Genomic DNA, 15,095 nt, shown 5'->3' with positions numbered 1-15,095 from the left:
CGGGTGTCAAGTATTGCGTCGCGGGGCGGCGAGGCGGCGCCGGCACTCGGCGTCGATAGCTCCGCCCTGGGGTGCGTCCGCAAGACGCGGCACTGGGAAAATTGCGGGCGACGCTCCATCCGGGCGTCCGATCGGCTATCGAGCCGGCAACGATTTTCCGAAACGTTGTGAACATCACGGGTTGCGTCAACAAATCGGCGGCGTCACGATGGTGACTGGGGGGCTTCGATCATGCCCTTCTTGGGAAAGGCCGACCCGAAGTCTGCGATTCGTTGGAACGCAAACGACGGAAACCGGAAAAAGTGAATAACCCATTCGACCGGAACTCGCTGCCGACAGAGTGCGCCGGCATGAACCGTCCGCAAAGCCCAAGTCCTGCACCGTCGCCCCTCTTGCGTCTGGAAGACGTTTCCAAAGTGTTTCCCATGGGATCGGTAATGGTGGAGGCACTGCGGGATGTCTCGCTGGAGATCATGGAGGGTGAACTGATGGTCGTGCTCGGGCCGAGCGGATCGGGCAAGTCCACCCTCCTGAACCTCATCGGGGGACTGGATACGCCGACCGGCGGTCGAGTGCTGTATCGTCAACTCGACTTGACCCGCGGCAACGGAAGGCAATTGACGGCCTATCGTCGCTCCGAGGTCGGCTTCGTGTTCCAATTCTTCAATTTGATCGCCGATCTCACCGCGCGGGAAAACATCCTGACGGCGGCGGAACTGGTCGAGCACCCGCTCGATCCGGATGAGGTGCTGGATTGGGTGGGCTTGGCCCAACGAGCGGGGCATTTTCCTGCGCAATTGTCGGGCGGCGAACAACAACGCGTGGCCATTGCGCGAGCGCTGGTCAAGGATCCGCCCCTGATTCTTTGCGACGAACCGACGGGCGCTCTGGATGATGTTACCGGTAAGGAGGTGTTGAGGATTCTTTCCGATCTGAAAGAGCGGCGAGGTAAGACGGTCGTTCTCATTACCCACAATACCGCCATCAGCGCCATAGCGGACCGGATCGTTCGATTGAAGAGCGGACGTATCGCGGAATTGGTCCGCCAAGCCGCCCCGGCGCGACCGGAGGACGTGGAATGGTGAGCGTTCTCCACCGCCGGTTGCTCAGGGAATTGCGCGGGGGCGGCATGTCCGTCGTATCCATCGTTCTGATCGCCGCTGTAGGCACGGGATGCTACGTGGCCATGCGGTCCGCCCATCGCAATTTGAGCGACGCCAAGAACCGCTACTACGCCCAAGGGCGGATGGCCGATTTTTGGATTCAATTGAAGAAAGTGCCGACGGACGAGGTTGCTCGGTTGCGGACGCTGCCGTGGGTGACGGAGATTCAACCCCGCATCCGTTTTCCCGCCACGGTCGATCTGGGTGAGGGACGCAAGCCGATTAGTGGGTTGGCGTTGTCGCTTCCGGATACGCGACGACCCGTGCTTAACGACGTCGTTTTGCGAATGGGCGGATATTTCACGCCCGGCAGGCGGAACGAGGTCATCGTGAACCATTCCTTCGCGGAGGCTCACGGGCTGAAACCGGGGAGTCGATTTCGTTTGCTGCTGCAAGGCAAGCAGGAAGAGGTCGTGGTCGTGGGGACCGCGATGAGTTGCGAATTCGTGTACGCCCTCGGTCCAGGCTCGATCGTGCCGGATCGTAAGGGATTCGGCATTTTCTACCTCAAACGGAGCTTTGCCGAGGAGGTCTTTCAGTTCGAAGGGGCGGCCAACGAGTTGATCGGCAGGCTTTCACCCGGCGGGCACGCCGCAGTCAAGAACGTGCTGCAACAAATCGAAAGGATGCTGGACGATTACGGCGTTCTCCAAACGACGCCTTTGGCCGACTATCCCTCGAACAACTTCCTCACCCAGGAAATCGAGGGATTGGCGACCTTCGGCTTTGCGGTCCCGATGATCTTTCTTGTGGTAACCGCCTTGGTCTTGAACGTGATGATGATCCGTCGTGCCGGGCAAGAGAGGACGGTCGTCGGCACGTTGAAGGCACTGGGGTATTCGGACGCCGTGGTGGCAGGCCACTTCCTGGAATTCAGTCTTTGGATCGGTCTGCTCGGCGGATTGGCGGGGTGCGTGCTGGGCGCGTGGATGGCGCAATCCATGACATCGATCTATCAGCGGTTTTACGAATTCCCCTCGCTTGTCGCCCGGTTCCACGCGGACATCCATGTGCAGGCGGTGATCGTGGCGGTGGCCTGTGCCGGGTTGGGCGGATGGCACGGTACGCGTTCGGTCATGCGATTGCGACCGGCGGATGCCATGCGCCCGCGTCCGCCTCGTACGGGCCGAGTCGTGTTCTTGGAAAGGTTTCCGCGATTGTGGAACCGATTGTCTGCCGCCTGGAGAATCGTGCTACGAAATATATTGCGGCATCGGGTTCGCAGCGGGGCGGGCGTTGCGGCGGGCATGTTGGGAGCGGCGGTTATGGCCATGATCTTCTCCATGGCCGAGGCCGTGGACCACCTCATGGCCTTCCACTTCCGGTGGGTGTACCGCAGCGATCTGACCCTGGGGCTCAAAGACGAACAAAGCTCGGACGTCGTTCGAGAGTTGCTGCGCCTGGAGGGGGTGCGTGCCGCGGAACCCTCTTTGGTGATGCCTTGCGTAATCCGATTCGGTGCCCGGGAGCGAACGACGGCCTTGACCGGGATCACCGCCGGGGCGGCGATGACCGTACCGCGCGAAGCCGACGGTCGTAAGGTGGCGGTACCGCCCGCGGGGTTGCTGATGAGTCGAGCGCTCGCCCGAATTTTGGGAGCGAAACAAGGTGATGCGGTAGCGATTCGACCGCTTCGTGGGTCTCGCGAATGGCGGGTCGCCCGCCTTGCGGGCTTGATGGATGACTACGTGGGAACCACGATCTACGCCGACATTGACTACCTCCGCGGCATTTTGAAGGAGGAATCCGCCGTAAACCGCGTTCAAATGGCATTGGATCCCGATCCGCAAGTTCGCCGCGACATTCTATTCCGTTTGAAGGATTGGCCTGCCGTGCAGGACATCATCGCCCGGGCCGATATACGAGCCAATCTGGAAAACACGCTGCTCCGCAATCTTTGGTTGTTTCTGTCGATCGAAATCCTTTTCGCGGGAAGCCTGTTTTTCGGAGCGGTCTTGAACTCGGCTATCATTAGCATGACCGAGCGGCGGCAGGAATTGGCGACGCTACAGGTGTTGGGGTACTCCCCTTGGCAGGTCGGCGGTCTCCTGGCGCGCGAGAGCCTCGTTTTGACGCTGGCGGGAATCGTGTTGGGGCTGCCCTTGGGTTACGCCTTGCTGAACCACGTCGTTCACGCTTACCAAACCGAGGTCATGCGGATTCCTTCGACATTTCCGCCGCAAGTTTGGGCGCGAACCGTCTTGTGGGGGACCGTGTTCGGCATGGCCTCGCAAGTGATCGTGCAGCGGGCCGTCCACGCCATGCCCTGGTTGGAGGCGATCAAAGTGAGGGAGTGAGCTTCCGAGGCGGTATGTACCGCCTTTTGCCGACGGACGCTGAAGAAATCGAGAGGAGTATCCATGTCCCAAAGGAGCCTGGTGACGCGCTGCACGAAGCATTCACGGCTTTGGCTCGCGGTGCTCGCGATCTTGACGCTGCCCGTCGTTTATTACGCGTTCTTTGCGGACCGGAGCGATCTCGACGTGGAAACGGCGGTCTGCCGCCGGGGGACGATCCGCGAGTTCGTCGACGAGCGAGGCATGACCCGGTTGCCCGAGACGCTCTTGATCAGCATGCCGTTTTCCGGTCGCATTTCCGCCATTCCATGGGAGGAAGGGAGCGAGGTGCGGCAGGGCGAGGTCTTGGCTCAAGTGGTACCGGAGGACGTGGAGAACATGCTGGCGGAGGCCCGCGCCGTTGTGGCTCGCTTGGATGCCGCCTTGCGGAACAACGAAGACCATCGTATCGAAACCACGGCACTGCGACAGGCTCAAAAGTATGTCGAAACCATGCAGACCACCGTAGAGGCCGCCGCCGCGCGATTGCAGGCCGGCGAGGCCCGCTACAACTACGCGGATAGCAACCTCCGCCGGATTGCGTCGCTGGCCCAATCGGGGGCCGCGCCTCAAGACGAATTGGAGCGTGTGCAGTTGGCGAAAATCGAAGCCGATGCCGGTTATCGTCAGGATCGCTTAATCCATGCCGCCCTTCTCTCCCTGCAAGCCGCGACCGACTTACTGCCCAAGTTGATACAGGATTACATTGACAAGAAGGCCTTGACCGGAGCGGAGCTCCAACAACAACGAGCGGAGGCCGCCGCCAAGTTGCAGACCGTCGAACTTCAGGCCCGCCGCGCCGTCATGACCGCCCCTTTCGACGCGGTGGTTCTGCATCGCTATGTGACCAGCGAGCAGTTCTTAACCGCGGGCACCCCACTGCTGGAATTGGGCCGCTGGGACCGTCTGCAAGTGGAGGCCGATGTCTTGACCCAAGCCGCAGTTCGAACCAAGCCGGGCGATCGCGTGGATGTGTTTCTCGGCACGGACGATCGTCAGCCCGTCGCGCAGGGAACCGTGGAGCGCATCCAGCCTGCGGCTTTCACAAAGCTCAGTTCGCTGGGCGTCGAGGAACAGCGCGTCAAGGTGATCATCGCACTGTCGCCGGAGGACATCCACGAGTTGCGCCGGGGGTATCATGTCGGCGTGGGATACCGTGTTCGAGTGCAAATCATCACGAACCGGCGCGAGAACGCTTTGATCGTGCCTCGAATCTCTTTGTTGCGCGAGAACCTGGACGAATGGTTCGTCTGGGCGGTGCGGGGAGGACGCTTGGAAAAGCAGCCTGTTCGCGTGGGGTTGATGAACGATGTCGATGCCGAGATCCTCGACGGCCTGCGGGAAGGCGAAACCATCGTCCACATGCCCGACTTCTAAGGCACATCCGTAGTTACCCCATCGAAGCGTCGCCGGTCGTACCCCAGCGGAATGCCGAAACTCACGATCGGCTTTGGGGGTAATGCGCATTTTCGGCGGGGGGGTTTACAATACACATCTGATGCCCCGGCGGCGGTGCGGGCAAGTCGCCCCGTGATTGCCGGCGGTGATGCTTGGATGGGCGGTCCGGCGGGCCTTGTGGTAGTCGAACGACCGGGACCGGTCTTGTCGCTTTTCGCTCCGAGCTTGCGGGTGCGCGAACAGTCCGGCGGGGCCGTTTTTTTCCACATATCGAATTCGGATTTCTGGACCGATGATGACGCGCTTTGAAAACGCTTACGTGCTGGACGTGATGTCCGACGATCACCCCGGCATTGTTTCCGTCGTGAGCACCGCGGTGGAAGAATTGGGAGCCAACATCGACGCGTGCAGCCAAACGGTGCTGGGCGGCTATTTCACTTTGATCATGATCGTCAGCTTGCCCCAACCGATCGACCCGGAGAGCTTGGCGGAGCAGGTTCGTCAGGCGGGCGGCGGGTGGGACTTGCAAGTCATGGCGCGCCGCGCCGAAGGCTCGGTCGCCGTATCCGGCGGGGACTGCGATCGATTCGTCATCACCGCTTTCGGCAAGGATCAGCCCGGCATCGTGCGACGATTCAGCCAGTATCTGGCCGGCAAGGATATCAACATCATGGATTTGTTCGGCGATCGGTCGGGCGACGAATTTGTTTTGATCGGCCAATTGGAGGTTCCCAAGCATTGGGAAATCCGCATGTTGCAAGCCGATTTGGAACAGATGGGCAGTGAACTGGGCTTTGCCGTGCGACTTCAGCACGAAAACGTGTTCGTGGCGACGAACCAGTTGCGATGGATCATGCCCGCCGCGGTCAAGTCCGACGCTCCGTGACGAACCCGCGCGTGGGGAAGGACCGGTCTCCGCAATCCGTCGCATCGCTGAAAACGTTTTTCGATTCCGCCCGAAAAATCTTCTTGCTCTCGCAATAAGGAATTTCTCGATCATGCTTCGTACCGACGAGATCATGTCCACGATTCGGATGTTGCATGCCGAACACCTGGACGTTCGGGCCGTGACCCTGGCCTTGAACATCGAGGATTGCGCGGCCCCGGGAGTGGACCACCTCTGTCGCAAGCTCAAGGAGAAAATCACGTCGCGCGCCAGCCGATTGGTGGAAGTCTGCGACCGAGTGGGTGCCAAGTACGGGATTCCGGTGGTAAATAAGCGATTGGCGGTATCGCCGATTTCGTCGCTTTTGGCGGGCCACGGTCGCGGCGCCGCGTTGCAGGCGGCCGCTGCTCTGGACAAGGCGGCCCAAGCCTGCGGCGTCGATTTCGTGGGCGGATACACGGCCTTGGTACACAAGGGTATTTCCGCGGGCGACCGCGTAGTGATCGAGAGTCTGCCCGAGGTCTTGGCCAAGACCGGCAAGGTCTGCGCCTCGGTCAATGTTGCTTCGCGCAAGGCCGGCATTAACATGGACGCGGTTCATGCCATGGGACATGTGCTCAAAGACATTGCCCAGGCTACCGCTGCCCAAAAGGGCTTCGGCTGCGCCAAACTGGTGATCTTTGCCAACATTCCGGAGGACAATCCCTTCATGGCCGGCGCCTACATGGGAGCGGGCGAACCGGAGGCCGCGATCAACATCGGGGTGTCGGGTCCCGGCGTGGTATGCAGCGCTCTGAAGCGGAGATTGGAGCAAGGCGGGCGCGTTACCTTGGGCGACCTGGCCGAGGAGATCAAAATCACCAGTTTTCGGGTCACCCGGGTCGGAGAATTGATCGGCCGCGAGGTAGCCGCTGAATTGGGCGTCAGCTTCGGCATCGTCGATCTCTCGCTGGCCCCCACGCCGATGGTCGGCGACAGCGTCGGCGAGATTCTGCGGACGCTGGGCATCAACCACATCGGTGCGCCCGGTTCCACCGCCGCCTTGGCCATGCTCAACGACGCCGTGAAGAAGGGCGGATTGTTCGCCTCCAGTTCGGTCGGTGGGTTGAGCGGCGCCTTCATTCCCGTCAGCGAGGACGCCGCTTTGGCCGACGCCGTACGCAACGGGCACCTCGTCTTAGAGAAGCTGGAGGCTATGACCTCCGTGTGTTCCGTCGGTTTGGACATGGTAGCCGTGCCGGGAGACACCCCCGCCGAGACGCTGGCCGCCGTCATCGCCGACGAAATGGCCATCGGCGTCATCAATGACAAGACGACGGCCTGCCGGATCATTCCCGTCCCGGGAGCCAAACCCGGCGACTGGGTGGATTTCGGCGGATTGTTCGGGGCCGCCCCCGTCATCGATGTGCGAAACGCCGGTGCCTCCGACGCCTTCATCCATTTCGGCGGTCGCATCCCCGCGCCGCTACAGTCCTTGGGGAATTGACGCCGTTCGAGCTTCCAGCCCAGTCGGAGCCGCCGGCGTAAGCCGGCGGTGTCTTCGCCCCACCGCGCGTCCGCGGCCCAATCCCTCTCCGCTACAACCCCAAGATCCACCGCGCGGTGTTAAAGTAGATGAACAGGCCGGTGATGTCCACGATGGTGGTCAGCGCGGGGCTGGCTACCACGGCGGGGTCGAACTTGAAGACCGTCGCTAGCAGAGGCAATCCCGATCCCACCAAGGCCGACGAAACGACTTGAAGGCTGAGCGCAAAGGCGATGCAAAAAGCGATTCCTCCCAGTGAATAGCCGGGCGGTATTTCCGCCCCTTGGGAGAGGAACATGACTTTGGCCCACGATAACACGCCCAGCACCAAAGCCAACAGAATCGCGATACGAAACTCTTTCCACAAGACCCGCAACGTGTCGCGGAGGTTGATTTCGCGCAGAGCCAAGGCCCGAACCACCACGGTGGCGGATTGGCTGCCCGTGTTTCCGCCCGTATCCGCCACCATGGGCATGTAAAGGGCCAAAATCAGCATGTGTGTTAAGGTGTCTTCGAAACGGTGGATGATCATTCCGGACACCAGACCCAGCGCGGCCAGGGCTACGATCCACACGGCGCGATTCTTGAAGTGCGACCACACGCTGGTGCGGAGATAGGCCCCGGCCAAGTGCGCGCCTCCGATGGCCATCAGTTTTTCGATGTCCTCCGTCTGCTCTTGCGTGATGATGTCCATCGCGTCGTCGTGGGTAATGATGCCCACCAATTGACCCTGCTCGTTGACGACCGGCAGGGCCAGGAGGTCGTACTTCTGAATGATGCGAGCGGCCTCCTCTTGGTCGTCGGTGACCCGGCAGAAGATCGCGTCGCGGTGCATGATGTCGGACACGGTCTGGTGGGACAGGGCCAGAATCAGGTCCTTGAGCGACACGAAGCCGAGCAAACGACGATTGGCGTCCACGACGTAAGCGTAGTAAATGGTCTCTTTGTCGGGAGCCTCCAGGCGAAGCTTTTGGATCGCTTCGGCCACGGTGATGTTCGGCGGCAGGGCCGCGTAGTCCGAGGTCATGACCGCGCCCGCCGTCCCCTCCTCGTAGGACGACAACCGCCGAATGTCTTCGCGCTCCGCGTGCGCCAAAAGACGCATCAACATTTCGCGGCGTTCTTCCGGCATCCGCTTGATCAGGTCCACGCGATCATCCGGGGGCAGGTCCGTGATGAGGCTCGCCAGTTCCTGCCGCGGAATGACGTCCGTGACCTTCATTTGCACCTCGGGGTCGAGGTGGGCGAAAATCTCCGGGCGAATTTCCGGATCGGCCAGAGATAGAATCTTCCAAATCTCCTCGGGAGCCAGCGGGCTGATGAACTCGGCGATGGAGGCCGGGTGGCAGAACCGACAGAACTCGCGGATGCCTTCGACGTCGTTCGTGCGGAGGTAATCGCGGAGTTCAGGGACGAGGAGAGGATTCAGCATGATCGCTCCTCCTTGCCGCGCGGACCGGCGGCCGGGAGGGCGAGGGGAGCGTTAACCCCGTGACCGCTCTTGCCGCGTAGGGACGCGCACGGCGAAACAGGCGTGATGATGTGTCGCTGTTGGGGCGATGCGGCAGTGACCGAGGCAACTACCGCCGCTTTCCGATTCGGACCCGTTCATTGCTCGAACACGAAAAACCATGTACCGAACGTGCGCTCATGAGATTGACGCACACCTAAACCCGGACGCACGAAGGCGTCCATACAAATCATCTTATGAACCTCTCCCCGACCCGTCAATTGCAACGTGCCCTGACCCGTCATCCGTGAATCGAAATGCCCCCTTGCGGCGTGAACGGAAATGTCCCTATCAATCCTCCAAAAGGTCTAAAGTGCGGGGGCGGTTTTGGAGTGCGGCAGCAAAGCTACGGCTTTGAACAGCGGTGGCAAGCCGCCGCACTCCACAGTCAGCGGCAAGCCGCAGTCCACAGGTGGAGGGAAGATCGCGGCGGCGACGTCTGGGGAAGCCGCGGAGGATGGCCGCCCGATTCGGCAGTTCCTTGAACCCCTAGCAAGGGACATTTCTATTAGTGAGAATCACGGGACATTTCTATTCGTGGGTAACACATGTTTTCCTGGACGCCCTTGCAAATCGGGGCGGCTTGTCCTAAAAATAGGGGTGTTGCCGGATTCCCGTGTCGGTGAGTGTTCGAGATGCCGTCGCGCGGCAGTGCGACGACAAGCCCTCGACAAAAGATGGAAATCTCGGCAACGTGGTTTAGCCCTGGTGGCGGAACTGGCAGACGCGCATGGCTCAGGACCATGTGGGGGCAACCCCTTGGAGGTTCGAGTCCTCTCCAGGGCACTTCGGCGCAAGGTCTTTTCGCCGACTCGCGGTAAAGACCTTGCGTTTTCTTGCGCTTTCGTGGTGCGTACCCGTTCCCGGGAGGGCCGGATCAGGTCGTCGGGGACGTTTCCGCGGCCCGTCTCATCTTTTCCAAACCGGTTCGCGCGGTCTTTGCAGCGTCATCGTTCCAGTAGGCGGGGTTGAAAAGTTCCAGCGAAAGCGCCCCGTGGAAGCCGATTCGACGCAAGATATCGAAAATCTCTCCGAGTGGGGCGATTCCGTCGCCGGGAAAGACCCGTTGCGAGTCTTGAATGTTCGCGCGAGGCGGGTCGGCCGGGTAATCGTTGACGTGGAACACGTGCATCGAATCGCCGCTGAAATGTTCCAGGCCGCGGAAGCTCGAACCGCCGCGATAGATGTGGAATACGTCGAATAGACCGCACGCATCCGGATCGCCGGACTCGACGATGACGTAGGCGGCCTGGCTGAGTTTGGCCAAGTTCGCCGATCCGCCCCAAATCTCCAACTGAGGTGTTACCCCCATTTGCCGCCCCATTTCCAATAGACGGCGGTATCGCTCGGCCACGGCGTCCAGATTCAGAATCGGCGGACCGTAGGCGCCGGCGGGGGGAGCCGCGATCCGACTTCCACCCAATTGCGCGATCCAGTCCATTTCCAGTTTCATGCGTTCGAAACCGGCGCGGCGTTTTTCTTCATCGTCCACCATCCACGAGGGAAAACCGATAGCGCTCTCTACCCGCAGGCCGCCGTCGTCGAGCCTTTTCCGCAGGTCACTCAGTTTTCCGCCGGACTCGAGATATTGCTCGATTTCCCGCGTCCAAGGCTCGATGCCGTCGTATCCAGCCTGCGTCGCGATGTCGATCTCTTCGGGGAGCGAGAGCTTGTATCCGCGAATCGTGCTGGTATTGAGGCAGAACCGGAAGGGCTTCTCCGTCCCTCGGTCCGCTGCGTTCGGCGTGGATTCGGTCCCGAAAACCGTGCTTTTGCTTAGCCCGCAACCCGCGATTGCCGCACAACCGATCCGCAGGATGTCGCGTCGCGACCGTTCGACCATGGCGTGATTTTCCCCCGTTAATACTGGAACGTCCCGTTAAGCAAGACAAGACTCACTCGTAATACCCGTAATAAGCATGGCGCGAAAATGACGAAACCAACCGCGGAAATCCCTACCGGTTGGCCGGGAGCGTGATATGGAAACAGCCACATAAGTTGGGGGACGGTCCCGTTCCCATTGGATCCGTCCCCCGTCTTCGCGTTCTTCGCACCATCAAGCAATCGCGAGGCGACGACGGTCTCGCTTGCGGTTGCCGTCGGGTCGCGTGACGGTCGCTCGACCTAGCGCTTCAACTGATTCGCGCCGGGGGTCACCTGCGCGATATTGGGCACCGGGTCGAAGTCGACTTCCCCGAGTACCCAGGCGAAACCGCCCACCGTGATCTGCTTCATGATGTCGCTGGTCCAAACATCTTCGCGATGCCCAAGCGAGGTGTAGAAGACGCGGCCCTTCTCGTGCATGCGCGCCCAGGTGGCGGGGTAAGGCGGACGCTGATAGCATTCGTCCGTCATCCCCTCCGTCTCTTGCACCAGGATCACGTGCAGGTCGGAGGCCAGGTTTTTCATGGCATACCATTCTTCCAACATGCGGAAGGAATCGCCCAGCTTTTCGACGCCGGGGAATTTGGGGGAAACGACTTTCATCGCGGCCTCTTGTTGTCGACCGTGCGACAAGAACTCTCCCCCCAACATTCGGATGTAGGGCGATACTTCGTCGCCGCGACTGTGGAAGGCGTCATTGGCGGCATGGAAACCCACCACGCCCTTGCCCGCGGCAACGGCGTCCAAGAACCGCTTCAATCCGCTCTCCGTCATGGGAGGTTCGTCGCGATCTTTAATCGGTTTGGTCAGATCGCCGGTGGCATACAGCGCGATCGCCGCGAATTGGTCCAGGTCTTCGTCGAAAACGCGACCGTCCTTGGTGCAAACCACTTCGATGTCGTACTCTTTCCCCCATTCCACGAGGATTTTTTCCGAGAAGGCAAGCTCCCCGTCCTTGCGCGCGACTACGGAGTGCTGGAATCCAGCCGAACGGGTAAAATAAAGAATCTTCCGGCCTGCACCGAATGCCCCTTTGGTCCAACGCAGCGGAAATGCGGACAACATCGCCGCCGCACCGGCGGATGCCAAGAAATCGCGACGCTTCATAACGAATCTCCTTGGTGGTGGAAACGAGGCAGGACACCGATTACGGAAAGCACACACGCCGAAAACCCATTCGGCGGGAACACGCTCAAACGGATACTGCGTAACGGTCGACGCTTCGACCAAACGGAACGCCGGACGCTCCGACGCCGACTTTCGTCCACCGACACGGTCGATCATCCAGCATAGTCCCCGGAGATGCGAAAACCAAGCGATGCGCGGTGAAAAAGATTCGCGGCGACCGAGCGAAGCCACTCTGGATCCGGTATCGGACGACCGTGGATGGTTTCGGTATTTCCTCCTGGTGGAACCATATTAACGCGGGGATTGGGCCGGGCATCTCCGATCGCGCTGAACGGTCGGAATCGTTTCAACCTTGGGGCGGGCAATATCCCGCGGTCGCATGAGCATCTTCGACCACATTTGGAAAAAGTCGGTCTCCTCGCCGAGGGAACTCGACGAGGCCGAGCAGACCGTGAGCAAGTTGCGCGATCGATTGCCGGTTCTCACGTTTCGCCTTGTCGGCAAAACCCAGGCCGGCAAGACCTCGATCATCCATGCCCTGACCGGGAGATCGCGCGAGGAGATCGGCGACGGATTTCGGCCGTGCACCAAGACCACGCGGGTGTACCGATTTCCGTCGGAAGAGCAATTCTTCGTCCAATTCGTGGACGCGCCGGGATTGGGCGATGCCGAAGAGGCGACTGCGTCCGACGCCTTGCTCGAAGAAGAATCGAACCGACATCACCAAGACTGCTTGATGGTAGTAATGAAGGCCATGGATCCGGGCCAAGATGCCGTACGACGTGCCGCGGCGGAGTGGCAACTCCGCCGGGCGGACCGGCCCATGGTCATCGTGCAAACTTGTTTGCACGAAGGCTACCCCTGGCGCGAGCCGAAACATATCCTGCCCTATCCTTTCTCCGGAGATAACTTCGCCGCCACCGTGCCTGGCGACTTGGCTCGTGCTCTGCGGTTGCAGCGGTCGTGGTTTTCGGGACCGAACGTCTGGTTTGCGGCAGTCGACTTCACGCTTCCGGAGGATGGGTACGAACCGGTCCTTTACGGTCTGGACGTCCTTTGGGAGGCGATCGAGCAGGCCGTCCCGTGGGGACTTCGGGAAGCGATCCGCGGCACCCCCGAGCTGTACGAAGGTTTTGCGGACGCCCTGTTTCGCAAGGCGCACCCGTTTGTGGTGTGGTACGCCTTGACCGCGGGAACGGCCGCCGCCGTGCCGTGGCCCTTTGCGGATTTGCCCGCCGTCATCGGGATTCCCTTGCTCATGACCAAGAAGCTGGCCGCGATCTACGAACAGCCTTGGAGTTCCGAACGTGTGCTGGAAATCATGGGCGCCCTGGGGTTTCGCTTTGCGACCCGGTATCTCGCCAAGCAACTGACACGCTGGATTCCCTTCGTCGGATCCATCGCTTCGGCGGGATTCGTCGCCGGATCCACCTATGCCCTCGGGGTGGCTATGTGCCGATATTACGGGGACCTTCGCCGCGGGGCGGTGCCGAACCCGGAGGTCTTGCGGGAGCTTTATCAAGAGGAACTCAAGCAGTCGCGGGAATGGCTCAGCCTTCGCCTTAAGCAAGGGTTCGCACGAGACGACGTGGGACGGCAGGGTGCCCTATGAAATCCTCTTGGCAATCGTCTTGGGTGATGTGGATCGTCATCGCCGCCGTTTCCGCGGTCCCCTATCTCTTGCTCACCGTGTTCGGCAGCCTTTGGCTTTGGGACCGCGGGTATCTGTGGCAATTCCTGGCGGGGTGGGTCGCGCTCACCGCCGCTGCCTGGGCCGGCGTCCACTTCTTGCGAAAGGCGCGATCCGCCGGGTTTGCCGCCTGGCAATTTCCCACACCGTATGGCCGCTCACCAATGGATGAGCGTGCCGGCGAAGTCGTGGAGGAGATTGCCATCCAAGTCGAGCAAGGGGAGATCCCCCTGGATTCTCCGGAGGAGGCGAAGGCATTGCTGTTGCGACTGCTGGAGGACGTCGCCCGGGTATACCACACCGACAGCAGACAGGCGATGTTGCAAGTGCCGCTCCCCGACGCTCTCACACTCGTGGAGCGCGTAACGGTCGATCTACGAACCGTCGTCAGCGAGAAGATACCGGGTTCGCACGTTCTCACTATCGGCGATTGGCTGCGGATTCGCGATTGGTGGCAGGTTTCTCAGTGGGCGTGGTTCTTGTACCGACTGGCCTCGATTCCCCTGACGCCGGGGACTTCGCTCTTCCGCGAGCTTCGCTTCTTCATGCTTGGTAAAGCGACGCAAGCTTCGCTGGAAGATACTGTGCGGCGTTTGAAGGCATACGCGGTCCGCCGGGCGGGTCATTACGCAATCGAGTTGTACGCCGGTCGCATGACACCCGACGAAGGAGAAATGAGCCAATTCGTTTCGCCCGCCGGGCGGAGGACCGCCGATCAGGCGGAATCGCTTCGGAAAGCCCACCAAGAGGCGTGCGTCGAACCGTTTCGCGTGCTGGTGGTCGGCCAGAAGAAGGCCGGCAAATCCAGTTTGGTCAACGCCCTGATCGGCGCGCATCAAGCGCCCGTCGATGCCGTGCCCTGCACCGCGGGAACGTTTGCCTATCGCTTACCAAAGCGGAGTGAGATGCCGGGGGATGGCGGGGCGTCCGAACAAGCCGCGACCGGGACGTTTGCCGCGGACACCTCGGCCGAGGTCTTTTTGCTCGACACGCCGGGTTACGGCGATGATGCATCGGAAGCCGATTTTCGGCGACTTCTGCCGGAAATTCGCGAGTGCGACGTCGTCATCCTTGTGTGTTCGGCACGCAACGCCGGTCGCAAGGCGGACCGCGAATTCCTATCGCGACTCCGACGGCATTTTGCGGAGAATCCCAAGGAAATCCCGCCGGCCATCCTCGTGGCGGGGACATTCATCGACCAATTGCGCCCGCTAACGGAATGGAATCCACCTTACGATCTCGACCACCCCGTTGGGCCCAAGGCGACCGCTGCGGCGGCCTTTTTGCGGACGTTGGCCGATGACCTCGAGGTGCCTCTTGATCGAATCCGCGGAGTCTGCGCAGCGGCGGATCGGGAGTGGAACGTCCGATCGGGCATGCGAACCCTCTTGGACGCCGCGATTCGCGAAGCCGATCCGCGTCGCCGGCGTCGGCACCTCTACGGATACCGTGAAACGACGGCACGAAGCCGAATCTTCCGCCAAGCCGCCGCCTTGCCCGCCGACTTGATTCGGTTGCTTTGGAATCAATCGGGAAAATAGGCCGCAGACAACCCGCCATGCGGTTTCGCCGCCG

Annotated in this window: 10 protein-coding genes and 1 tRNA gene; 8 read left to right on the top strand and 3 right to left on the bottom strand. The window is 61.1% G+C overall.

From position 1 onward, the window contains the following. Window positions 1-350 precede the first annotated feature (350 nt). The 5 genes from ACYQ6J_RS10245 to ACYQ6J_RS10225 all read left to right on the top strand — a co-directional run bounded on the left by ACYQ6J_RS10245 (window position 351) and on the right by ACYQ6J_RS10225 (window position 7,269). Complete coding sequence (locus tag ACYQ6J_RS10245) at window positions 351-1,085, top strand: ABC transporter ATP-binding protein (protein WP_460184085.1); 735 nt, start codon at window positions 351-353, stop codon at window positions 1,083-1,085. Beyond that, on the top strand, window positions 1,079-3,460 hold the full coding sequence (locus tag ACYQ6J_RS10240; protein ID WP_460184084.1) for an ABC transporter permease: 2,382 nt from the start codon (window positions 1,079-1,081) through the stop codon (window positions 3,458-3,460). The genes ACYQ6J_RS10245 and ACYQ6J_RS10240 overlap by 7 nt, the downstream gene beginning before the upstream one ends. A 63-nt stretch (window positions 3,461-3,523) precedes the next feature. Beyond that, window positions 3,524-4,876 carry an efflux RND transporter periplasmic adaptor subunit gene (locus ACYQ6J_RS10235; RefSeq protein ID WP_460184083.1) on the top strand — a complete coding sequence of 451 codons (1,353 nt, stop codon included), beginning with the start codon at window positions 3,524-3,526 and terminating at the stop codon, window positions 4,874-4,876. A 313-nt stretch (window positions 4,877-5,189) separates the two neighbouring features. Continuing rightward, window positions 5,190-5,783: a glycine cleavage system transcriptional repressor gene (locus ACYQ6J_RS10230; RefSeq protein ID WP_460184082.1), complete on the top strand. Its 594-nt coding sequence runs from the start codon at window positions 5,190-5,192 to the stop codon at window positions 5,781-5,783. Window positions 5,784-5,895: 112 nt separating this feature from the next. Beyond that, window positions 5,896-7,269, top strand: coding sequence for a PFL family protein (locus ACYQ6J_RS10225; protein WP_460184081.1), 1,374 nt, complete (start codon window positions 5,896-5,898; stop codon window positions 7,267-7,269). Between the two features lie 91 nt (window positions 7,270-7,360). On the opposite strand, the gene mgtE is transcribed toward ACYQ6J_RS10225, so the two are convergent. Beyond that, window positions 7,361-8,740, bottom strand: coding sequence for a magnesium transporter (mgtE, locus tag ACYQ6J_RS10220; protein ID WP_460184080.1), 1,380 nt, complete (start codon window positions 8,738-8,740; stop codon window positions 7,361-7,363). A 780-nt stretch (window positions 8,741-9,520) separates the two neighbouring features. Here mgtE and ACYQ6J_RS10215 point away from each other — a divergent pair. Continuing rightward, window positions 9,521-9,604, top strand: a tRNA-Leu gene (locus ACYQ6J_RS10215). Between the two features lie 91 nt (window positions 9,605-9,695). Here ACYQ6J_RS10215 and ACYQ6J_RS10210 read toward each other — a convergent pair. Both ACYQ6J_RS10210 and ACYQ6J_RS10205 read right to left on the bottom strand, forming a co-directional pair. Then, window positions 9,696-10,661: a sugar phosphate isomerase/epimerase family protein gene (locus tag ACYQ6J_RS10210; RefSeq protein WP_460184079.1), complete on the bottom strand. Its 966-nt coding sequence runs from the start codon at window positions 10,659-10,661 to the stop codon at window positions 9,696-9,698. Between the two features lie 281 nt (window positions 10,662-10,942). Further along, window positions 10,943-11,809, bottom strand: coding sequence for a ThuA domain-containing protein (locus ACYQ6J_RS10205; protein WP_460184078.1), 867 nt, complete (start codon window positions 11,807-11,809; stop codon window positions 10,943-10,945). 400 nt (window positions 11,810-12,209) lie between these two features. Between ACYQ6J_RS10205 and ACYQ6J_RS10200 the strand changes: the two genes are divergently transcribed. Both ACYQ6J_RS10200 and ACYQ6J_RS10195 read left to right on the top strand, forming a co-directional pair. After that, window positions 12,210-13,442, top strand: a complete 1,233-nt coding sequence (locus tag ACYQ6J_RS10200; protein WP_460184077.1) for a GTPase — start codon at window positions 12,210-12,212, stop codon at window positions 13,440-13,442. Continuing rightward, window positions 13,439-15,061, top strand: a complete 1,623-nt coding sequence (locus ACYQ6J_RS10195) for a GTPase family protein (protein ID WP_460184076.1) — start codon at window positions 13,439-13,441, stop codon at window positions 15,059-15,061. Before ACYQ6J_RS10200 ends, ACYQ6J_RS10195 begins: the two co-directional genes overlap by 4 nt. Window positions 15,062-15,095: the final 34 nt, after the last annotated feature.

The sequence above is a fragment of the Thermopirellula anaerolimosa genome, from assembly GCF_054657335.1.
The sequence above is the reverse complement of the archived record's forward strand: the minus strand, read 5'-3'. Positions and strand labels throughout refer to the sequence as shown.